Below are 21,707 nucleotides of genomic sequence, written 5' to 3'. Positions count from 1 at the left end.
ATTTTCTAACATTTTCACCAATTCTATCATTTCGCCCCTCATATAAACCGTCCATCCATTAAAAAAGCATTTTTACTATGCTCACATTCCGCCACCAGCAAATACTTACCCGCTTTTTCGTCATTTCCCTCACAAGGCAGAATTCGCGCTTGGCCTCTATCATCTCATTAGCTTTGCGATAACGTTAACGTAGAACCGATAAAGCAGGCCCAACGTGCACTAGTGGCCGGCGTCATTACTTCACTATAATCCTTGAAAAAATGACTACCACCAATCCTGAAGAACTGCTGGCAAAACTGCTACATGATATATCCGAAATTGAAAAAGATGGCAACCACTCTATTGCTTCCTTCCAGGAAGCAGCAAGGGCCTGTAACCTTACCTTGCGTCAGCTGCAGGCCCACGCCGATAGCCACATATTCAAGCACCCGGATCTTGAAATCTATTTTTTCAAGCATATCAAACCCGCAGTCGAAGGAAGGCTCCTGTATTTCCTGAAATTGCTGGATTTGAAAGGCCAATTCCCCTATTTCATAAAAGAGGGAATCAACGAATTCTGGCAGAAAAGAATTGAAAGTATTCATGCTTACATTCTCCGGTTTGGCTCCATCTGGAAGTATTTTAACACCGGGGCTACCCATTTGGATGCCACTTACTTCCTTCGTCCCAAAGAAGTCCCCATTACTGGATACGGTTCCCTGCGCCAGCTCACCACCCCGGGCAGTGAAACCAAAGCAAGCCATGCTTTCGCCCGCATTACAGCCGCCATCATGCTGATCGACTTCTGCTACGAGCAACTCGGCAAACCCGATCCGTCCAATGACGTATCCTTTACCTGGACAGGAACGAACCAGGCACTCACGGAAGTGCTCTATGCTTTCAATGAATTACAAGTACTGGATGGCAAACGCCATGATATTACCAAAGTGAAAGCCTTTTTTGAGCGGGTATTTAATTTCAAAATGGGAAATGTCTATAAAAACTGGGAACATATCAGGATTCGCAAAAAAAGCCGCACCGCATTTTTCGATGAAGCCATTATTGCTCTCGGTAAAAGGGCGGACTACGATGATCTTCATGCTCTCGGCTAATCATCACCGGCAGGTACTCCATTCGGATTTGCCGGGACTGCCGCTACCCGGTATGGGATATCCAACAATACCACCGTACCGGTCCTGCCCGGCTCCGACAGGCTTCTCACTTCAAGCCGTCCCACCACGTGAATACGCTTGCCCAGTACACGCAGGCGCTTATTGGTGATCTGGGTAGAGAGTGACGGCTTTAACGACAGCGGCTTTGGTGCGTCCAGTCCCGGGCCGTTATCCTCGATACGGCAATGAATGGTTTGGATGCCCTTGGTAAATGAAATCCGGATCATTCCATTACCCTCCAGCCTGGAGACTCCATGCACCACCGCGTTCTCAACAAATGGCTGCACCAGCATGGGCGGGATCTGCACACCATCCCGCCCAAACCCTTCATATAGATCTATTTTGTAAGTGAACTCACGCGCCAGATGCACCTGTTGCAATTGCAAATAAGTTTCCAGGGCCGTAACCTCGTCTCGGAGAGAAACAAAGGATGACCGGGAATTGAACTGGTTTAATTGCAATAGCCGGGAAAATGTCCCCAGGTATTGCAGCGCATTGTCGTGATCTCTGTTGCGGACCATGCCCTGTAGGTTCGCCAGTGAGTTGTACATGAAATGGCCTTCCATCTGGCTTCGGAACAATTGCTGGAGCAGCTCCCCTTCCCGGATTTGAAGCCGCATCCTGTAGCGACGGTAGACCAGGACGGCAATCACACACAATGATACCGCCAGCAGTGACAAGTACAGGATCGTCAGCTTTCGTTGGCCGTTGATCTGCTCCCTGTCCTGGGCTTTCTCCAGTATTCGTTTGATGCGGATATTCTTTTCTTTGACCGCCAGCTGCCCCAATATCTCACCCACCTTTACCGATAACATCATGCTATCCGCTCTCAAATGATAATACAACGCTGAATCCAGGTCATGCATCTGCCGACGGGGTAATTGCGAAAACAGTTCCCGGTGCCGGAAGGTATATGCCTCACTTATCAGTTGCCAGTTGGACGTGCTTTTCCCCACCTGAATCGCAGAATCAACATATCTCAATGCCTCCCCGCTGCTACCGGTCCGCAGCAACGCCACTCCCATCATAAACAACAAATCTGGAAGCCGCTTCCCCTCCCTGCCGCTTTCATTGAGCGCCTTTACATATAATTTTTTCGCTTCCCGAAACTTTCCCTGCCGCATCCGAATAGCGCCCAACTGGCCTAATGCCGATATTCGCTGTGCCGGAGCATAACTTTTCAAGTCTTGATCCAGATCGCCCTCTGATAGCCCAATCATCCTCCTAATATTTTCCCCTTCACCGATTTTGTCCGCCAGGTAACTAATGGCGGGCGCCGTTGCATAGATAGGAATGAAATTATTGGCATTGGAAACAATGAGCTTGCTCAAACTTCGGCCACTGTTCCTGACCTGCAACTCCCAGTTCAGGCCCCGTTCCCGCTGATAGCCTGCATTCATGGATTTGATAAAATACTCCTGTACCACCGATTCCGAACGCCTCGCCAACACCTTCGCCTTTTCAAGTAGCAACCTTGCGCTATCCCGATCAATTCGCGCTAAATCCAGGTTTTGAAAGCTGAACCAATAGTCAGATCCACCTAACGCATATGTTTCTCGGGTCATGCTACCCAGCAATTCACTATATTTCACCTCTTCGGCTTCCAAAGCCGCTTTTTCAAACTTATCAAGCCCGGGATCGTCATCCTCCAACAGCGTACATCCCGAAATTATCATCAGCAGCAGTCCAGTAACCAGCCTTCTCATATCCCAACCTTTTCATTCCGTAAAAAATGCTCTACCGATTCCCGTCTCCTTGCTGAAACAGGTACACAGATGCCACAAGAAAGCTGTATCTCACCTCGTTTATAGTAGGTCTTGATGTGCCGCAGGTTCACCAGGTAAGACTGGTGAACCCGGATAAACTCTGTTTCCGGGAGCATTTTTTCTATATCAGCCAGTGATTTTATGGTTTTATGATGATCTCCCCCCGCCATGTGAACTACCGTCCCATGCGTGCCTTCCGCATAAAGGATCTCGCTCAACGGCAGCAGGTGCCAGTGGCCAACCGCCGGCAGCGCAATTCGCTCAACAAACGACCTTTCAAGACATTGCTGCCGGGTCAGCCGCCATTGCTCTGGAGATACCGGCGTTATGTCCCAGGCCCGGCTAACGGCAAGGCGTACCTCTTCCAGGGCCGCCGGCTTCAGCAGATAATCCAGTGCGCCGCATTTTATTGCCCGGATGGCGTATTCTCCGTAACCAGTGAGAAATATTACCCGGAATGACAGTGGCTGCAGTTGCTCCAGCAAATCGAAACACAACCCGTCACCCAGGTCAATATCCATAAATACAAGGTCAGGTGAAGTCGCGGTAATCACTTCAGCAGCATTCCTTACAGAAACCGCTTCCGCCACTACCACCACCCCTTCCATGGTTTCGAGCATTAGCCGTAAATCTTTTCGGATATTGGGCTGATCATCCACTATAACAATACGCAGGAATTTGATCATATAACATGGTAATTTAAGGTTTTCCATTGATCGAAATGAATAAAGCCATACTGCCGCGCACGGTAGCACAATCAGTTACTCAAATTAAATTCCGGTAATTATGATAATAGGCGGGATAACGTTAGATCATATCACACTTGTCGCGCTTGCTAAATCGAAAGTTCTTATTGGTATAACTAATATAAGAAATTTTTACGGGAATTTCAATTATTCGCCCTCCACCACTTAATATATTAATGTAATATATTTTCGGTTATGGGTAGATGTTATAGACTACTTTATATCGAAAATTTTCCGGCAAAGGCGGTTATTTAGGCTCTTTCGGCGGCTAGATCAGTGGTTGCTTTCATATTTATCCGGGGTAGGAAACGTGAACGGCGGCGCTCAAATTCCTTGTTCGCATCCACAAATGTCAATCAGGATGCACTAACGCGGCGGTTTATTCGAAAAGAGCGGGGAATGTATGGGTCAGCAATAACGCACCAGGCGACAGCCGTTGCGACGCTCCGTTTATCGCCTGTTCCACTATTTAACGTTCTGGAGAACAGGGCTTCCTTGGGATTGAATCAGAGTTGGTTACTAACATCTCTCCTATATAGCATCAACTCCTGTTTTGTAGCGCAAACGCGATTGCCGGACCACGATATTGTTCTGCCGTCTGCTCATCACACCATTTGATATCGGATTTATGGTTTTCCAAGGTATACATTCTATACAGGTCTTCATATGCATCAGTAAAAGGACTTCTGCCTACCAACAGCGCATTGCCATATATGGGACAATCTAAACATAATCCCGACCAAAATGCAGGACTCCCTTTGATAACGGCTGCACCATCCAGCATGACTGTCAGCAACTCATTATTGCGAATCATGTTAACCGCATCTGTTCGCAGTAAGGAACGAATTTCCTTCATAAACGCATTCGCCTCCATAGGGAGATCCACTTCCTTTACTTCCTTGTTGAAAGTATCTATCAAGATGGCTCGCATGTAATTGGTTTTGCTCTCCGCAATATAGCAAAAACTCGGACAATTTTAGTACTCCGGTGAATTACGCCACACCAACATGTTTGCGAAAGCTGCAGAAATCATACCTTTTCGAATACGCCTGCCCGTAAGTGCTAACTATTGACCGCATATTAAGCAATTGTGAAATTTCCCTTATTTCATAAAATCCTCATCTTTTCTCACAGGATCATCATTTTAAGAAAAACCAATTTCATTCCATAATTCCTTCACTCTACCATCCCCCTGTTGCATTCTGTAGTTTCAAAAGACATGGACATCGCCAACGCTTTGGCAACATCATTTCGCGAAAGTACTAACCGGCGCCGAGCATACGAACAGCTCATAAAATAAAATTCTTACACCCTTGTCTAAAGTCAGGGGAAGGTGTAAGTATTTTTTTTTACTCCCAGTTCTCCTGCCTCTGCCGGTTTAGTGCTAGTCGCTACGATGTATGACGGCGCGCTCTATACGCGGAAAGCGTCAGAAACTAAAACAAATCACCAGCAAAATTTACAATTATGAAAAAGGATGTTACAGGCTGCATCACACGTGATGCCATTTCGATCAAAAACGACAAAGGAAATTATGTATTGTTCTTTTCAGTCGCGGTAAACGACAGGTATTACACCAAGGCGAAAGGGGAATACGAAGAAACTGATTTTATTGACTGCTCCATGCTGGCCAGCCCCAAACTGGCGGATTCGCTCGTTAAAGGAAGGATAGTATCCCTCCATGGTAACCTCAAACCCGACGTTTATTTCAAAAAGGACGACAAGAAGAAAAAGAACCCGGTTCCCAGTTTCCGCCTGTTTGTTAACGAAATTAAATGGGAGGGCTACCGCAGTTCGGGCAGTCCCAAAGACAGCAGTGCCCAACAAAACCCTGCACCCGCAGGAAGCGCCGCTTCAGGTAGCGGTGATGATCTGCCATTCTAATCCGTCAACATGCGGCGGGCGAAATGCCCGCCGCTAATTTACTCACTCCCAAAAATTGGAAAATATGCAGACAAACTTTTTTTCACGGCTCCAAGAGCTAGGCATTGTCGGTGAAATTCAGCTAACCATTTCCGTTACAGCCACAACGATGCGCGCCGCTATCTTACCACTGACAGAAAAAAAGGGAATAGATGCTCCGGCTATTCAGCCGCTAAATATCAGGGACGCAACGGCTGCAGAACTGGATGCAGGCTTTTTCGAGGCCATCACCCGCCCCATGAAAAAGGCCATTGGGCTGATAACAAATCTGGAAGCCTTTGAAAAATCCACCGAAAAAGCCACCAAAACAACCACCGCCAAAACGACAGCCATAGCACCCAAAGCACCGACGAAGTACGCTGAGGCGATATTAAAATCGGAGAGGCTGGAAGCCAAAAACCTGATCGGTCAAGCCATAGCCGCCATGCCCGACCCGAAAAAGTTCCCGGCGCAGGCTTCCCAGATCACAGAACGCCTCGAAGCCTTGCGCGCCAAACATGGCGGATTCTCCCAATTGGGCATTTTCCCAAACGCCGATAAAACGCCCGCCGCAGTTTCTCCGCAAAACTTGGAAAATGGCACATCCGCTCCGGGTAACGAACATTTATCAGGAGAGCAATATCACCCGCACGATGAACCCGAAGAAGACGAACCGGGCGAAGAAGAAGAACTGGACGGAGAAGAACTACTGGCAAGGCACAGCGACCCCGGCGACGAAGAGGAAATCGAAAGCGAATACCCTGATGAATGGGACGAAAAATAATACATCACCCTTAAAATCTTTTATTATGGTAATAGAAGGCATGATCCGCCAATTTCGATATAAACCCGACAGGACCAAAGAGGAACTCCATCTGGCCGACCCCGACCCTACATTAACTCCCGACGAAGTAAGACATCACTTCGCCACCACCATGCCACTTTGTACGGCGCTTATCTCCGCCACAGTGGAAAAGCCGGAAATAGAAGATGGAAAAATACTGGTCTACCACTTTAAAAACAATCTCGGCACCAAAGGATAACGATATGAAACATACGAAAAACAAACGGCCCAAACTAAGGCCCATTGGTTACGTAAAAAATGAAAAGTTATGCGTACTCTACAAAATGCTCCTGCAATATTCAAAACGGATAGACGCGCTGCCAACAGCGGGAAGCATCAGGAAAAAGAAATGGCAACCCGCACCGGTATCCATGCAGCTCCCCATCTTTTGAGAAGGCAATGGCCACAGCGAAGACACCACCTTTTCGGTAATAACATAGCAGAAATAGAACAACGATTCTTTAACTCCGTGGGCCACCTTTGTGCTGCCCACGGAATTACCCAACCGAAATTCAGCAAAAAACAATTCCCTGACAATATCACCGAAACCTATAAGCGGCTTTCAAAAAATTGGGGCGGTGATCAGGGCTTGTTACTGTGCTATGCGGATCAGGTTAGCGGCGCTGTAGCGACCATCGACAACGCAATCACCGAATATGACCTCTACATCATCGATATACTACCGCTGTTTTTAGCCCAAGACAGGAAAAAAAACGTAGCAGCCCGAAACGCGCTTATTCAGACCTGCAACTACCTGTATCACCACCTCGGATTTGGGCATTTTGGCCCATCCAGCGGCAGCGTGTTTGCCAGAGCCTACCATTATATCGGCACGATGCTCTATGATTACGAAGATCAATACTTTGAGGAACCGGAACAGCAGGAATGGAAAAAAAAAGTAGAAAAAGAATATGACCTGACATTGAGGGCTGCAAAATGGCTGAGCGAGCAAATGGGCGGTGCCTTCCAGCCCGAAACATGGAAACACGCAGTATCAACATGGATTCCTTCCGGCGAGTGGGAAATAAAAGTACAGGCCTGCTGCTGCTCCCTTTACGCGCTTTACAGTGCCTATCCAACCTACACCTTGGAACAGATGAGCTTCCCTGCAATCACGGAAAACAAGATACTGGATGGTGAAGAGGAATCTGAATACCTGAGTATCTGCGACAGGTTCTCTTTTGTCGCTGGTGACGAGGGTAGCCTTGAAATGATGGTAACGGTAATGGAAGACCTAGATATGATCCTTGGGGAGCGGATATGTGAATACACCCCAGCCATTGTTACGATATATGATGATGCCACACCCAAGCAACTGCATGATCCAACATATCTGGCGATCCTACTGCCATTGATTGAATTATTTCATGACCTCACAAAAGATACACCATGCAAAACCTCATGAACTACCTCGATATTATTTATGATCCCGTAAAAGTATACGTACTGATGCAGCCTAACTCCGATCAGGTACTACCTTACGTGGAAACGTACCGGTTGCATAACCGCCGAGCCACCGCCGCCCACCCCCTTTCGCTCGATGAAGCACAGCAACTGGCGGAAATACTGAACAGCGTTTCTCCAGACAGTGGCGACTGCTTCCAGCCCACGGGATTGATCCCGGCCAATGCGCTCTATACACGTGCAGGAAAAACCGGCTTCGCCATTTGGTATACCCCGGCCAGACGCGTCAATCTTCTTTTTACCGAAGAACTGGATATCGCCGATGGTATCGCCTCCGTTCCGCCACTGCTGTGGAAGGCAGACAGGACAAGTCTTCAAATTTTTGCGCTTCTTTTCAACCAGCGCCCCAATATAAATACCCGCTTGCTACGATCCCCTTTCCATAATACTGACAAAGACGGCTTCGTTTGCATGGGTTCGGCAAAAATTGATGGTGACAGCATCGAAAACCTTGAAGGGTTTATGGCCTCATGGGAAAGCGCATTTTTCCAGTCAGTATTCACCCACGCCGGCGATAACACAGAAAGTCCGGTCAACGGAGACATGAACGCGATGTGGCGAAAGCTGATCGCCACACAACAGCCCTTCCCGAAAAAAATGCTCAAAAAAACGTCCATCACCCTTAAAGCACTATTATGAAAAAGATACATTTTACCGATACGGCCCTATTACATCCGACCGATGCTATTACTGTAAATATCATTGGGGCCGGTGGCACCGGTTCGCACCTGGCAATGGCGCTTGCAGATGTAAACTGCGCACTTTATGAACTGGATCATCCGGGGGTACACGTACGCCTATTCGATCATGATAAAATTTCAGCGGCCAACCTTGCCCGCCAGCGTTTCTCACCGGCAGAGATCAACCAACATAAAGCATCCGCCATTATTTCACGGATCAACCGCTACTACGGCTATAACTGGGAGGCGATCCCGGAAGCCTATGGCCCTGAACTCACCGGTTACATACCCAACCTGACATCACAAATCACTTTTTCTTGCGTCGATACTGTTGTCGCGCGCCAAATGATCGCCCAAACAATTACAGGCAGCACCTACCGCCAGTACGAGTATACCCCCAAATATTGGATTGACTGCGGCAACAACCGGATCAGCGGCCAGATTTGGTGCGCAACCGCTAAGCCTGTTAAGCAACCCGAAATACCCGAAACCATCGTCATTGATTCCCTTCCGTTCATTACCGACGTGTATGGGGATGAACTGGTAGACGGCCCTTCCCAACCCAGTTGTTCCGTACGGGAAGCTCTGCTCAGTCAGGACTTATTTATCAACCGGGCTATTGCACTGGCAGCAGCGAACTTTTTCTGGAAGATGCTACGCAAGGGAAAAACGGAAAGCATGGGATTATTTTACAATGCTGATGATGCCCGGATGCTTCCCATACCATTACCCGAACCGAAAATAGGCACAAACAAAATGGCGGCATAAGCCACCCTTTTTTCATCATTCAAAATTAATTCACATGAAACATATCATTGACATTAACGGGCTAGAGCTCCAGATCACAGACCTCGAAGGTGCCATCCATCAAGCAAGAACATTCAGCGGGTTCGAGATGTCCCCGCCCGGTAACCAGGAGGAAAACCGTCGCCTCACTATATACTGGACAGACATATGGATCAAACTGGAAATGGTAAAACACGGGGAGGAACCGGAAAACGACAATACTGAAATTCTCTTTCCAGAGCAATTACGACCGGTCGTATTGCAATGCCTGTCTGAAAATTGGAAAGTGGAAACGCACAAAAATGAGGAAGTATGTATCTGGCGCGAACAGGCTGATCTAGTAGCCAGGATCATAAAGGGGACTGGCGAACATTGGATATTGAAATGGATGCCAGCAGACAAGTAATGCTGCGCCCGAAAAAATCGCGCGCCCCTGACGGGGCGCGTGTATTTCTTAAAAATGTATAGGGAGCCTTCTGAAATTCGCCGATTAACCGATACCTGCATTTTTAATCCTTTTTTGACTATCCAGTAGCGCCACTTCAAAGAGAGATAAGATCTTCTTTATGCGATACTGGACGCCTCCGATATTCACTGGAGCATTCAGTACACCACCGGTAAGCGCCAACGCCTCCTCAGAATTACTGGATACTGAGTCAAGGAAGACTCCGTTATCGTCAATAAAAATCTTTCGGATAGCGCCGCTTCCATCTTCCAGTTCTACGCCACAAGACGGCACCACAACTAACGTTGCAATTCCCCGGAATCCATTGTTATTAAGTCCTGCGATAAATTTCACGTATCCCTGGTGACCGGACAAGTCTTCTATATTTTCATTGCGGATCAGCAACGCCAAATTCAGGCCATCCAGAAAATGCTCATGTCCCGCACTTACAATTCCGATAAAAAGTGCCTGCAAACGTTGGTCCTTTGACCATTGGAGCGATTCCAAATCCTTGAGTCTTTTTACTTTTCCCGTTTCATCTCTTGACCGAATAAAATAGGCCAACTCCTTTCCGCGGAGCATAGGATCATCCGGGTGATGCTTGATCGCATTACGCGCCATATCTAAAGCACCGACGAAATCATGGGCGCCTTCAGCTTCATCAATTAAGACCAATACACAGAACGGTATAGGATTATTGGGGTCATAAAATTTCTCCACCAACGCTATTGCATCATCTTTCCGTCCTACCTCGTTAAGACTGGAAACCAGGAATTCGGAATAACGGTTCCAACGGTCCCTGAAACGAGGCTGATTCAGAACATCGACGACTTCCTGAAAATGTCCCAGTTTGAAGCAAAGCTCCACCACGGAAAATAGTATGTTATTGGCAGGAGCCGGCCCCAACGCTCTTATTGCACGGGTTGCGTATTCATGGGCAGCTTTTCCATCCCCGACCATTAAAGCTAAGTCCGCTGTCCTGTGGGCTATCTGTGGATTATTGGGGTATTTGTCAGCCGTATCTCTTGCCAGTTTAAAGCCTCCACTCAAATCGCCGGTTTGCATCATGGCGAGGGAACGGAAAAAATTCAACTTACAAGTGGCCTCTTCATCGGCTTCATCGACTTTTCGTTCATCCAGAATCCGAAAAATTTCCTGGTGATTCTTATCTTCCAGCAACCCATTAAGTTCCATCATGAGAATATCTTCATCCTGCTCCTTCGTTAACTGCAGTTGTTCTCGCGCCTCCCTGATCAGGGAGCGATTGACCTTTCCAAGCTCCATATCCAGAATCAGCAGATGATGATAAAGGAAAAAATTCCTTTCCTCATCAAAAGCTACCAGGAGGTCAGTCTTCGCTGCTTCGTAATTACCAAGCACCTTTCGAATCACCCCACGATTGGCGGTTATGGCCCATTTCACCCTTCGCAAATCTGTGTCCTTGTAGTAATCCCGGGCCTGTGTGAGCCAATTTTCGGCGAGAATTAATCGCTGTCGCGATTCCTCCGTCATAACATTTCCCATTGCGTTATAATCTGCTATTGCGATTTTGGCGTTCAGAATCGCCATCCTCTCCAATTTTTCTGCACATGCCAGCGTGCCGTCCTTGGCTATTGAATTTTCAAGGATGTTCATGGCGCGTTGATAATATGAAGGCCCTTTAGCAATAAGCCATTCTGCGGTATTGAGGGCAATCATGGGATTGGTCAAATCCGCATTCTGTAAAATATTATCAAGAGCCTCGATGGTTGCATACACTGGCAGTGACATAACGCCTGCGACCACCGCCGACGGTAGCCCTGGAGATAATTTCAGTCCTTTCTCCGCGTACTGCCGGGCCATTATCGAATTATTCTTGATAGCATACCCCATTGCACCCACCCCAAACGCCTCGGCATTCCCAGGCAGTACGTCTGGCAGGGTAATGAATACCTCGGCAGCCTTCTCACTTTCGCTGAGTTCCAAATAAGCCTGCCCAAGCGCAAAACCGATCTTAAAATTCTGCGCAGGAGTTAATTTCCCGGCCTTTCGATCACGAAAAGCCTCTAGTAGATCTATCGCAGCCCTATTACGCTTTTTAGCCAACTGCTCCAGGATAGGTTTGATATTATCCTCAAAATCTTCCTGGGACATATGCGCCTCCAGGCCTGCGGATAACTCAGCCGGTAGCCTGCTCAAAAGCATATCTATCTTAGATTCAAGACTACTATGTCTCTCAGTGGCAAGTTCACTCTCCAGTTCCTGGCGCCACCTTACCTCCACCACATCAGACCTGACCGCGTGAAGCTGATTGACTGTATAGCGCGTGGCCGGGTCCATGCTCTCGAAAATCGTTTGCAAGAAATATACCATCAAATCGTCAAGGTCGTTTTCAATGGAAAGCCGAAAATGCAACAATTCAGGTCGTACAGCGAGATGGGCATGTATATGTTGGAGGAAATCTTTTTTTGACAACTCCCCACGAAAAGAATCTTCGAAAAAACTCTTGATCGTTTTATCCCTAAAGACCCTTACCACATCGGGATGTGTATGGGCTTCGAGCTTTTGCAGCGCCTTATAGTATATATCAGTAAAATCCTTCGCATCCGCCCCTAACCCCATTTCCTGGAAAAACTGGTGGATGATGAAACTTTTACTGGTGATAAAATCCCGTACTGCTTTTACCGCCGGCAAACCTGGCGCGAATTTATTGAACGCCACGTCCCAGCCGGTTTCTATTAAGTTACCCAATGAAAATTTATTTATGTCGTTTATTGAGAATTGGAGACCTACCCAAGGAGTTCAACAACACATTTTAATTTCGATCTAGCTTCATGCCTCGAAGTGGTCGGTATTCAAATATACGAAGTTGGGACCGCTTTATTGCGACGGCACCCCCAGCAACGAGCTAGAATGGGATCTACAGTATTACACAGACGGGACACTAACGACGAAACCTCTGCCGAAATTCGCCTGGCTGGATTCTACGGCGGGGTTGTGGCAGACGCCGTTGCTGACTCAATTTTTCGTAGAGGGAAAATAACTTTGGGCAAATGGCCTTTACCGTATCTTCAGACGCCAAATCCCATTTTATTTTTATGGAGGGTAATGCAGAATGATTCTCGGGTAAAACATCAAAAATATCCTTCCCCGTTTTCGCCTCATATGCATACGCCGCCGAATAGTTGAAAAACTCAAATTCGTAAAACTCAACGGTTGGATCTACTACACGATACAGGGTACCGTCGGGATCTTTAAGTGCAGCAGTAAATACTTCCTTTCCTCTGGAAATCAACCAAGCCTTGAAATAATGAAATCCGTCATCGGAGCACCCGTTGTTAATGATGGCTGCCGCACACCAAAGGTCACTGTTATGGCTGGCCCTTAATAATTCTTGGTGGCGGCATTCAAAAGCAATAATCTCCTCGGATGGAAGCTGAGATAAATATACATTAAGGAAAGCCTCTTGGGAGGTTTGGTCATAAGCCTTCGCAAGGGAGTTTTCTACGATCTCCCAGTATTGCCCCTCATCCATTTTTTGATATGATGTCATCTTGAAAGTATTTAGCTAAATTTAGCAAAACTTCAAGTTGGCTAAATTTCTCCAGCGATGAAAACAGAAATTATGATAATTAAAAGAGATATCCTCGAATGGCCGCTCTATCACCTCTTCAATAGTCAACTTTGTTGTCAATAAGACAGGCTGGAGAACTACCATCGGCAGGGCGACCGGAATTATCAAAAGGTTTTCACGGAGGCATTAAAGCGAATTCGGGAATAAAAAAGGGAGCCATCGATGGAAATCAGTGGCTCCTTTACCTATTGACCTCTATTTTTGCAGAGGTCAATTTTTTTAACTAGTTCCAAGATCGGTTCTTTATGCAAAAAAGATTGTCAATAAATAATGTCAGCGGTTGCGTGATCGGATGACCTCATAAGTGAGGTCATTCAACCTCACTTATGAGGTCACATTCGCATAGCTGGTGGAATTCCCTGATCATCCGCAAAAAAAACGCGCGCCTCATGCTGAGGCACGCGCAAATTTAACTGGATATCGGTTGACATAATAGCCTACGTGGCCTTTTGGTCGACGATGATCTCCTTTAATATCTCGATATAACTACCTATACCGTCTTTGGCTCCTTGCAACTCATTGATCCTTGGCAGCAGCTCGTTGCTATAGTAACTTTGACCTGCATAGTAATAATTACGGACACTATCGAAATTCTGCTTATCAATTGTACGAATATCCGGCGGCAGGTTATTTTTGGGGCCTCCCCCCCCACCGCTACCGCCACCACCCAAACGCTCAACACGCTCCAGTTTTGGCGGTGTAATCTGAAAGGTGAAGCCTTCGAATATATTTCCTTTTACAATCATGGCCTCTGTATAAAAGTACTCCCTGTAGTCCCGGCTATCCCTTTCTGTATACGACCGTGAATATGTTTGCTCCGGATATTTCTTTGCAAACTCAACTGCGTCGGCTTTCTGTTGCAATAATGCCGCCGAAATCGATCCAGGTAGTTTCGGATTGATGGCGCTTTCGTAGAAGGTAACATGATTGCGCATGATACTGGCAATCTCCTGGGCCGGCTTATCAAAATAATCCAGGAACATCAATTCATACACGATTGCCATCCAGACCGTATTATAATGGCTATACCCGTAGTTTTGAGAAACATTCAAATACTGCCGGAGCTGCAGGTAATAAATATTGGCCTCCTGCCGGGTTTCCGGTTCAGCCCGACGGTCCCACCAGGTGATGTAGGATTCGTCCACCATCCTTATGATCTCCTCCAGGTTATTGATCGCAAGTGCGCGGAATTCTGCTTTCACCAATACCTTCAATTCCTCCAGCCTGTCGAGGACATCATACAGCAACTGTTTGATGAATGCAATCTCCTTTTTAAGGTAGTCCATTAATTCGTTGTTCTTCCCCTTTCGCTTGCGCAATAGACCCATAACCTTCCGCCCGGTCTCCAACGCAGCCATAACTGTTCCGGGATCTACTGGTATGGGGGCGAGCATTTTCGTGGAATTAACTGAAATCGGGTACTGGTCTGCCAGCGCGGTCAATTGCTGGAACCTGGATTCATAAAACTGTGAAGCACTCATAAGCGAGGATTTGATTTAAAGGTGGTAAGGTATTTGAAAACTAGTTGAATTAAATGCAACAACATCAATTTACTTTTCGAGAGCTCCGCTCTCAAGAAGATTACTAAGGAACAACGCACTGCAGCGCGCGGCAAACTTCTTGGCTTTGTCATCTTTTAAGGCCATATTATCCATTCCAGATTTGAATATGATCCACTTCGTATGGCCCCCATTAGTGAGTTTCGCCGCACGCGCCACCCCGTAACTCTCCATTTCAACAGCCGCAACCTTCCGATCCTGAGGCTTAATGTGATCGTCGAAATACCCCTCTTTGTTTATTACCATCGTGCTGCATGCCATCGGCTCAAAATGGATTGTAACCTTACCAGGGCGATAAGGTTCGATGATCTTATTTATCGTCTTCTCGATATTTTCAATCTGATCCTCTATAGCATCTTTCACCAAAGAATGCACTTCCATTGAAGCCCCTTGCTCAGGCTCGAACTTTTCAACACTTACCGAAACCTGGTTCCCTTTTTCGTCATACAAATGACCCAGGTCAATTTCTCGCCGGTCTGCATCATACAACTTTATCAATTTTCCTTTCTTGTCCCTCAAATCACTAACCTTTCCCTTCTGAAAAGTAAATACACTCGAAGCAACAACAATGTCGCCTATTGCTAATGAACTCTTTACTCCACATACACCCGTCATCAGGATATACTTAGGCTTAAACATTTCCAGCATCTGTGAAGCTATTACTGCTGCATCTACCATACCGGTGGCGGGCTGAATGCCCACCACAATCCGCTTATCGGGCCTACCCTTCAAATGGCCCGCTTTATATACTTTGGTTTCCGTATTCACATTTTCGTTAGGAAGCCATTCAAATAGATCCTTCATCTGCTCATACTCATCTTTGTAGAGTGCAGCTATAATTGCGTAGTCAAAATTATAGCCCTTTGCCACCTGACCACTTCCACTTACTGGCGTTTCACTCCTTTTCAATAGATTTTTTGAATAAACAAAAACTCCTCCCGTCCGAATGTTATCACGAATCTCTTTGTAAATGTAAACGGTGCTCTTTACACCCTCTTTTTTCTTCATGTTCTCCATCACCTCCATAGAATCGCCCGCAGAGACATACACCGGATTTATATGATAATCATGGGTTATTCCGGAACTGTCAAATCGGGCTACACCACGTAACGCCGATCCGTCTTTCTCAGCGTGAAAGACATGGCATATCAAGACAAATTGCTCGTCATCTTGCAGGTTATCGAATTCTCGTTCAAAATCCTTTCTATCCTCAATAAGTCTTACACTCCGAAATAAATCCCTCCCAATTCGATCTTGTGTATTTTTAGATTGAAAATTGTCCTTTTCATCAAAGACCAGCAAAGTAATTTTTTGCAAATCGACAGCCATGCTATACTATTTTGAAGGTTAAAGTTTGTACATACTTATTATTGGGAGCCTTGTCGTCGTAATCGTATACTATTGGTTCTTCGGGCATTTCACTCAATGCCTTTAATTTGCTCATACCTGAACCACCACCAGTTCTACTTTGATTTTGAACGGGCGAGTTGATTATTTTTAGCTGGATTCTATCATTGTACCGCTTCCATTGAAATGAAATACTCTCACTCAAATTGCCATGACGTAAATTATTCTTAATTTCCTCAAACAATATCTTTTGAATGTAGTACTTCGGCACCCCAACACTAATCCCATCCAAACTATCACCAGTTGAAATTAAGTTAACTCCAGCATAGGTGTTTCTTAATTCCTTTATGAATTCATTGTACTCTATTTTAATATTTGGTGTAAAGACGTTACTAAATATTTGAAAATAGACCGAAGTACTTAATACATAACTTTCCCTGATCTTTTTCAAGGACTGGTTAATTTCCCTGAAATCGGTTTTCGAATTGATGGTGTATATCTGATCGGCAATGCGTCCATGAACTACCCGCAAACTGTCCGTATATGTTTCCAACTTACCAAACACCTTGCTATTACAAGGCCCAAAAAATTTCGGGAACGAATTGCTGAACGATAACAAATTTTCAAAAAACGACGACATGACCTCCCACTCCTGAACTACTACTGCAACTTTTTTTGGATCGTACTTACTCTCCAATAGCTCCAACTGTGTAGCTATAATATCATACTTCACATTGATAGATGAATCGTGGTTTTCATCATCAACCAATTTTGAATAATTGGACTTAAGTGTAGAAAGACTATCCTGAAAAGATTCTGTTACGTTTGGCAGCGTACCTAGAAATGATCGAAATCTTTTTAACGGCTTAACGAATTTCCCATTTAGCTGGTGATTTTCCAGAACACCATTGATGAGCAACTTCATATGACCGGCATATAAATGCGAATTTTTTTTGAGTACCCGATGTGGGAAATACTTCAAAATACGATACAGAAAATAGCTGAGATCACTTTCATCCTGACAAAAACGTGCAAGTATTGAAACAATATGATGCTGCTTAAACGTTCTGATAAATGCCCCCTCTTTATACGCGATGAATAATAGATGTAGTAAATTCTTGTTGCTCCATTTGTAATACAAGCCTTCCTTTGTTACCACCTTTCCTTTCTCATTCATAGGAATGCCCAGGAAAATTGATTTGACAAAATCTTCGATTTTCTCAACGAGATCCGGCATCACTTCCTTAAGCTTTTCGTACAAATTCGGCTCATGTAAAATTGCCGCCATAAGTATCTCTAGTCGCCGGTAGGCCGATGGAAGATTCTGCCCCAAATCAAAATCCAATACCAACTCATCAAAATGCTCGAAATGCTCCTGATAAAATCTATAACTAGTAACCTTACCAATAATCTCCTTTGCGATCAACAACTCTCGGACGATGGGTGAGTCATCCTTCCTTGTAACTAGGTATTGATTATTGGTCTCCTTGATCTCCTTTAAACGAAGTTCATTGCGGACCCTACTGACGGTATGCCGTATATTAGGTGGCAAATTAGTTATCTGACTAATTTCATCCAACCATTGCTGCTCCGCAATTACTGGGCTTTCCTGGGTATAATAAGTTGGGACATGCCAATGACTCCCAAAATAAACGTTGACCGGAATTGTACCGGGCTTGCCATTTACATCGAGCAGGCGTGAAAAGAAATCCCTTTTCTGATCATTTACCCGGCCGATAACTGAAAGAATTAAGATAGAACTAACTTTTAAGGAGGATACCTCACTGGTCATTTGAAATATCGACTCTCCCGAGCACGACCCGTCATCCAAAATTAGTGCCTTCTTGTCCTTAACGCGCTCATACATCTGGGCAGGAAGCGGAGTAAACCGCCACCCTTCATTCGTTGAGAACCGTTGCAGCTCGATCACCTCCACTGAATGATTAAAGAGTATTTTTTCCTTGATAAAATCAAAGTCAACATTTTCAACACCGGAATTCCTGGGATAAAAAATAAAGCTTACTCCCTTCAAATGTTCCGGATTTATCTTTGAAAACAGCTTTTCAAGAATATAGTTACTCCTTGCGCGGTCTTTCAGCAATTCATCCATATCAAAAAAATAGGGATGAATAAGGTTATTAAATTTAAAGTAACCAGCCTTCACATGCTTCTCTTCAATCATTGAAATAAAATCCCTATTAGAAATAAGGGTTATCTCCTCGCCCACATTCTCCGAAGCTTGTTGGGTAATTGGTGTGTTTACAAACGGATTTATTCTCCTTAAAATCAGATTCCGGCTCACAAGTTCATCGACAACCTGGGAACGGAAGTACTTTTTCATAGGATAATCTAAAAGACTCACAATTTTATCCCCATGAAATTGCAGAAATCGGTTATTAGGCAGCGTGAAATTAGGGTCAAGACTATTCACGAAAACAACAATCTTGCTTACAGTCATAGACAACTTATTCAAATAGCCGCCTAGTTTATAAGGGACATATCCGGTGGAAAGAATGTCACAGGCAATTATGAATTCAGCACCTTTAGGCACCTTGGCCTTCTGAATCCCCTCCACAACATCGGAAAGATCATTACCGACGTCTATTACCTTCTCACTATCTACATAACCGAGACTAACCAAATCATCTACAATTCGCTTACTGCTTGCTGAGTTATACAGGAAATAAAATTGACTGAGTGGCCCAACTTCGGCATAAAGCCTTTCAGCTAAAATATTGGACAAAATCCGGCAACTGTTCTTATCCGAGAGCACATTAAACAACTGCAGGTATTCATATTGATAATAATTCCCATTACACAAATAAATGGCACCTTCCTCTCGCTTTACACAGGGCATTATCAGCTCCTTGACTTGTCGATCCTGCAATGCCCGCCGGCTATTCCTGATATTTTCTATGATGCGCCCTTTATCAATAAGGGAACGTAGATTACCAAATTCATCATAGTAGTTTACATTTCCTGCGATTGCTTCCGGGTCTTCAAAATCACTCATCCTCAAATCACTCATGTCTAGCAACAATCGGTTCAACTTCTCTATGTCATCTTTGTCGTAAATTCCCATCCAGAAAATATTTACATCCTCATCATTCACTGAGATGAACGGAACAGGATGAATATTGAACCGCTTTACAGTATCCGACAATTGCGCCATTTCATAATGGATTGCTTCAAGCAGATCCATTGGTGGCGGATTAACGACAATTACGCTGTTCGACAAATTGATCCTATAATCAGTTGTTAGAAAGTATATTAACTTCTTGGTAACCCTGGAATCAATTTGATAACCGGCAAAATCTATGTAGAATAGCGTATCGGGCTCCGTACCATCTAGCAATGCCAACACTTTCCGGAACACCTCATTGTAAAATTCATTTTTTGCCGGGGCGTCCTTTCTCACCTCCGTCTGAATATCAAAAAGGCTGACGTACTTGATCTTCTTTCGGTCAAATTTCAACTTTTCAATACTATCAAATGGGCTGATAGCCGCCGAAGATATCGGTTCACTCCGTTTTCGCTCGGGTAGATATATTGTTATCAATGTGCCAGGAAAATCCAATGACGGGTTCCCGAAATAACGACCGCGGTTTGAAACCGAATCTTCAACAGAAAAATCAAATAACAATCTCCCCTTACCGCTTCTGGCAATCAACATGCCGCCAAAACGCTTTACGATCACCAGCAGATCGAACAATCCCCGAGGAACTGTCGATTTCCCCAGGTACTTTACATCGATGGGATCTTTCGATGAATCATGCCGAAAAGCGTGTTTAAGGACTTTACTTTCCAACATATGTACTGGGGCCACATCACTCCTAAGTACTTTCTCCTGGTATTGCGCCATCAATGTATCAGGAATTCCCGTACCAAAATCCAGGAAAGATAGCTGCAAGTATGACCTATTGCGATACTTCTTTGTACTGGCATCAAAGAAGAAATTCTTCGCCTCGGGGAATTGCTCTTCAGAAAAGTTTTTCGCCAGTATCGACTGAATTTCCTTCTCCCCCCTGTCCTTCTCATCCAGTTTGGTAACTAACGAGACGCTGAGAAAGCTATAGTCTTTTTGAGTACTGAATATATTTTTTGAAAAGTGGTCCAGAAAATTCTCATACAATTCCTTGGTCACAATTGCACTGAGCGTTTGGTTATCAAATGGCATCGTACAATTATGCGCTGCCAGCAGCTCTTTTGTAGCACCGCCTAATTGATACACCTTTGACAGCTTCTCCGAAATTTTTTGATCATCCGGATGATCAATTTTCTCCAATTCAACAAATGGAGTAATGCCATGTCGATTATATATCTCCTGTTTTACCGTGGAAATTGGATACAATTTTTTTAAAAAATCCGTGTATTTACCATCGATATCAAAATATTCAAGGTAATTTACTCCTGGAAGGACTTGCCATATTCTCCACACATCCCATATTTGCACGATCTGGACTGCCTTCCTGAACGATATTTTATCCGGCATTTGGTCTTCATGCAAGAACTGGACAAAAAACGGAATTTTCGCTTCTACGAAGTAGCGCAACAAACCTGTAATAAAAAGCAGCTCCTGATTGGCAATCCATTCTACTTCCGCAATATTCAAACGAACACGCGTTTTCCGACGCAAGATCTCAGGAAGCAACTGCGTTAATTCACTGGCGAATTCATCTAGCTGCCTCTCGGTTACTTTACCTCGTAAGACCTTTTGATACTCATTCTCTCCCATACATAAATTTTATCCATGCATGAAGCACCGTATAGTTTAGAAAAATTAAGGAAATGAAAGCGACCTCTCGAATGTGTTTTACTAGGCCTTCGAAGTACTTAGAAAACTGGAAAGTTTAAAACTATCTGGATGGGGATACAATTCGGCATTGAGGATAAACCGGTTCATAGCAACAATTTACAATAAACAATAGGTTAATATACAAAATCTTCCATTGTTGCCAAAATCTTGAAAACTAGCGGGCTACACACTCAAACTCATTTGCGTAAAAAGTACCTTATTTCAGTCGTATGCAAGCTTTACAGCTTTAATAATCCTGGCCTTTATTCAAAAAAAATGGGGCCTCTGAAGGCCCCAATTACACCCTAAAATATGATGCTCCCCCGGATAATTACGCCGGAAGATTCTGCCAATGCTTGCAGCGCCCACAAAGTAAAGAAATCAACCAACCATGGGCCTTGATCCTTGCTGCAATGGGAGGCGAAGGCATATGCCCCACCCCAAATATAATTACTTTTAACAGCTATAATGAATTGAAAACTAGTTTTTTAAAAGATTCTGTTACGTATCAAACTGGCATGTAACCATCCGTTTTCAATCTTTTTTTATCCACACACCGGTAAAAGAGGAGAAGGAAGTCCACCACATCAATTATCGCTTGGCTATTAC

16 protein-coding genes are annotated in these 21,707 nt (G+C 44.9%); 8 read left to right on the top strand and 8 right to left on the bottom strand.

Annotation, left to right across the window (positions count from 1 at the left end; translation table 11 throughout):
* Positions 1-260: 260 nt before the first annotated feature.
* Complete coding sequence (locus ACQKLP_RS10860; protein WP_427322780.1) at positions 261-1,091, top strand: RteC domain-containing protein; 831 nt, start codon at positions 261-263, stop codon at positions 1,089-1,091.
* Here the strand turns inward: ACQKLP_RS10860 and ACQKLP_RS10855 are convergent.
* The 3 genes from ACQKLP_RS10855 to ACQKLP_RS10845 form a co-directional block, all read right to left on the bottom strand.
* Complete coding sequence (locus ACQKLP_RS10855) at positions 1,088-2,857, bottom strand: histidine kinase (protein ID WP_427322779.1); 1,770 nt, start codon at positions 2,855-2,857, stop codon at positions 1,088-1,090. The two genes, ACQKLP_RS10860 and ACQKLP_RS10855, sit on opposite strands and share 4 nt — an antisense overlap.
* Complete coding sequence (locus tag ACQKLP_RS10850; protein WP_427322778.1) at positions 2,854-3,603, bottom strand: LytR/AlgR family response regulator transcription factor; 750 nt, start codon at positions 3,601-3,603, stop codon at positions 2,854-2,856. Before ACQKLP_RS10850 ends, ACQKLP_RS10855 begins: the two co-directional genes overlap by 4 nt.
* 601 nt (positions 3,604-4,204) lie before the next feature.
* The gene (locus ACQKLP_RS10845; protein WP_427322777.1) at positions 4,205-4,594 is read right to left on the bottom strand and encodes a hypothetical protein; all 390 of its coding nucleotides are present in this window, start codon (positions 4,592-4,594) and stop codon (positions 4,205-4,207) included.
* Positions 4,595-5,130: 536 nt separating this feature from the next.
* Here ACQKLP_RS10845 and ACQKLP_RS10840 point away from each other — a divergent pair.
* The 7 genes from ACQKLP_RS10840 to ACQKLP_RS10810 all read left to right on the top strand — a co-directional run bounded on the left by ACQKLP_RS10840 (position 5,131) and on the right by ACQKLP_RS10810 (position 9,745).
* Positions 5,131-5,547: a single-stranded DNA-binding protein gene (locus ACQKLP_RS10840; protein WP_427322776.1), complete on the top strand. Its 417-nt coding sequence runs from the start codon at positions 5,131-5,133 to the stop codon at positions 5,545-5,547.
* A 64-nt stretch (positions 5,548-5,611) separates the two neighbouring features.
* A complete protein-coding gene (locus tag ACQKLP_RS10835) occupies positions 5,612-6,349 on the top strand; it encodes a PRTRC system protein E (protein ID WP_427322775.1) in 738 nt (245 codons plus the stop codon).
* A gap of 25 nt (positions 6,350-6,374) precedes the next feature.
* Entirely contained in the window at positions 6,375-6,608 is a 234-nt protein-coding gene (locus tag ACQKLP_RS10830) for a PRTRC system protein C (protein ID WP_427322774.1), read from the top strand.
* Between the two features lie 69 nt (positions 6,609-6,677).
* Positions 6,678-7,814, top strand: a complete 1,137-nt coding sequence (locus tag ACQKLP_RS10825; protein ID WP_427322773.1) for a hypothetical protein — start codon at positions 6,678-6,680, stop codon at positions 7,812-7,814.
* On the top strand, positions 7,799-8,512 hold the full coding sequence (locus ACQKLP_RS10820; protein WP_427322772.1) for a hypothetical protein: 714 nt from the start codon (positions 7,799-7,801) through the stop codon (positions 8,510-8,512). Before ACQKLP_RS10825 ends, ACQKLP_RS10820 begins: the two co-directional genes overlap by 16 nt.
* Positions 8,509-9,321: a PRTRC system ThiF family protein gene (locus ACQKLP_RS10815; RefSeq protein WP_427322771.1), complete on the top strand. Its 813-nt coding sequence runs from the start codon at positions 8,509-8,511 to the stop codon at positions 9,319-9,321. The genes ACQKLP_RS10820 and ACQKLP_RS10815 overlap by 4 nt, the downstream gene beginning before the upstream one ends.
* 34 nt (positions 9,322-9,355) lie before the next feature.
* Positions 9,356-9,745 (top strand): hypothetical protein, encoded by a 390-nt coding sequence (locus ACQKLP_RS10810; RefSeq protein ID WP_427322770.1) that lies wholly within the window; start codon positions 9,356-9,358, stop codon positions 9,743-9,745.
* 84 nt (positions 9,746-9,829) lie between these two features.
* On the opposite strand, the gene ACQKLP_RS10805 is transcribed toward ACQKLP_RS10810, so the two are convergent.
* The 5 genes from ACQKLP_RS10805 to ACQKLP_RS10785 form a co-directional block, all read right to left on the bottom strand.
* Complete coding sequence (locus ACQKLP_RS10805) at positions 9,830-12,514, bottom strand: hypothetical protein (protein ID WP_427322769.1); 2,685 nt, start codon at positions 12,512-12,514, stop codon at positions 9,830-9,832.
* A gap of 193 nt (positions 12,515-12,707) precedes the next feature.
* Positions 12,708-13,316 (bottom strand): DUF4240 domain-containing protein, encoded by a 609-nt coding sequence (locus tag ACQKLP_RS10800; RefSeq protein WP_427322768.1) that lies wholly within the window; start codon positions 13,314-13,316, stop codon positions 12,708-12,710.
* Between the two features lie 518 nt (positions 13,317-13,834).
* Positions 13,835-14,878, bottom strand: a complete 1,044-nt coding sequence (locus ACQKLP_RS10795; RefSeq protein WP_427322767.1) for a hypothetical protein — start codon at positions 14,876-14,878, stop codon at positions 13,835-13,837.
* A 69-nt stretch (positions 14,879-14,947) separates the two neighbouring features.
* On the bottom strand, positions 14,948-16,285 hold the full coding sequence (locus ACQKLP_RS10790; RefSeq protein ID WP_427322766.1) for a hypothetical protein: 1,338 nt from the start codon (positions 16,283-16,285) through the stop codon (positions 14,948-14,950).
* A gap of 1 nt (position 16,286) precedes the next feature.
* On the bottom strand, positions 16,287-21,038 hold the full coding sequence (locus tag ACQKLP_RS10785) for a hypothetical protein (protein ID WP_427322765.1): 4,752 nt from the start codon (positions 21,036-21,038) through the stop codon (positions 16,287-16,289).
* Between the last annotated feature and the right edge of the window lie 669 nt (positions 21,039-21,707).

This window comes from Chitinophaga sp. NPDC101104 (assembly GCF_050277495.1).
Classification (GTDB): domain Bacteria; phylum Bacteroidota; class Bacteroidia; order Chitinophagales; family Chitinophagaceae; genus Chitinophaga.
Note: the sequence above shows the minus strand (reverse complement) of the source record. Positions and strands in the feature narration are given on the sequence as shown.

Excerpts from the sequence above, each read along its gene's own strand:
- ACQKLP_RS10860 (WP_427322780.1), top strand. The coding sequence starts at position 261 with ATGACTACCACCAATCCTGAAGAACTGCTGGCAAAACTGCTACATGAT.
- ACQKLP_RS10855 (WP_427322779.1), bottom strand. The coding sequence starts at position 2,857 with ATGAGAAGGCTGGTTACTGGACTGCTGCTGATGATAATTTCGGGATGT.
- ACQKLP_RS10850 (WP_427322778.1), bottom strand. The coding sequence starts at position 3,603 with ATGATCAAATTCCTGCGTATTGTTATAGTGGATGATCAGCCCAATATC.
- ACQKLP_RS10845 (WP_427322777.1), bottom strand. The coding sequence starts at position 4,594 with ATGCGAGCCATCTTGATAGATACTTTCAACAAGGAAGTAAAGGAAGTG.
- ACQKLP_RS10840 (WP_427322776.1), top strand. The coding sequence starts at position 5,131 with ATGAAAAAGGATGTTACAGGCTGCATCACACGTGATGCCATTTCGATC.
- ACQKLP_RS10835 (WP_427322775.1), top strand. The coding sequence starts at position 5,612 with ATGCAGACAAACTTTTTTTCACGGCTCCAAGAGCTAGGCATTGTCGGT.
- ACQKLP_RS10830 (WP_427322774.1), top strand. The coding sequence starts at position 6,375 with ATGGTAATAGAAGGCATGATCCGCCAATTTCGATATAAACCCGACAGG.
- ACQKLP_RS10825 (WP_427322773.1), top strand. The coding sequence starts at position 6,678 with ATGCGTACTCTACAAAATGCTCCTGCAATATTCAAAACGGATAGACGC.
- ACQKLP_RS10820 (WP_427322772.1), top strand. The coding sequence starts at position 7,799 with ATGCAAAACCTCATGAACTACCTCGATATTATTTATGATCCCGTAAAA.
- ACQKLP_RS10815 (WP_427322771.1), top strand. The coding sequence starts at position 8,509 with ATGAAAAAGATACATTTTACCGATACGGCCCTATTACATCCGACCGAT.
- ACQKLP_RS10810 (WP_427322770.1), top strand. The coding sequence starts at position 9,356 with ATGAAACATATCATTGACATTAACGGGCTAGAGCTCCAGATCACAGAC.
- ACQKLP_RS10800 (WP_427322768.1), bottom strand. The coding sequence starts at position 13,316 with ATGACATCATATCAAAAAATGGATGAGGGGCAATACTGGGAGATCGTA.
- ACQKLP_RS10795 (WP_427322767.1), bottom strand. The coding sequence starts at position 14,878 with ATGAGTGCTTCACAGTTTTATGAATCCAGGTTCCAGCAATTGACCGCG.
- ACQKLP_RS10790 (WP_427322766.1), bottom strand. The coding sequence starts at position 16,285 with ATGGCTGTCGATTTGCAAAAAATTACTTTGCTGGTCTTTGATGAAAAG.
- ACQKLP_RS10785 (WP_427322765.1), bottom strand. The coding sequence starts at position 21,038 with ATGGGAGAGAATGAGTATCAAAAGGTCTTACGAGGTAAAGTAACCGAG.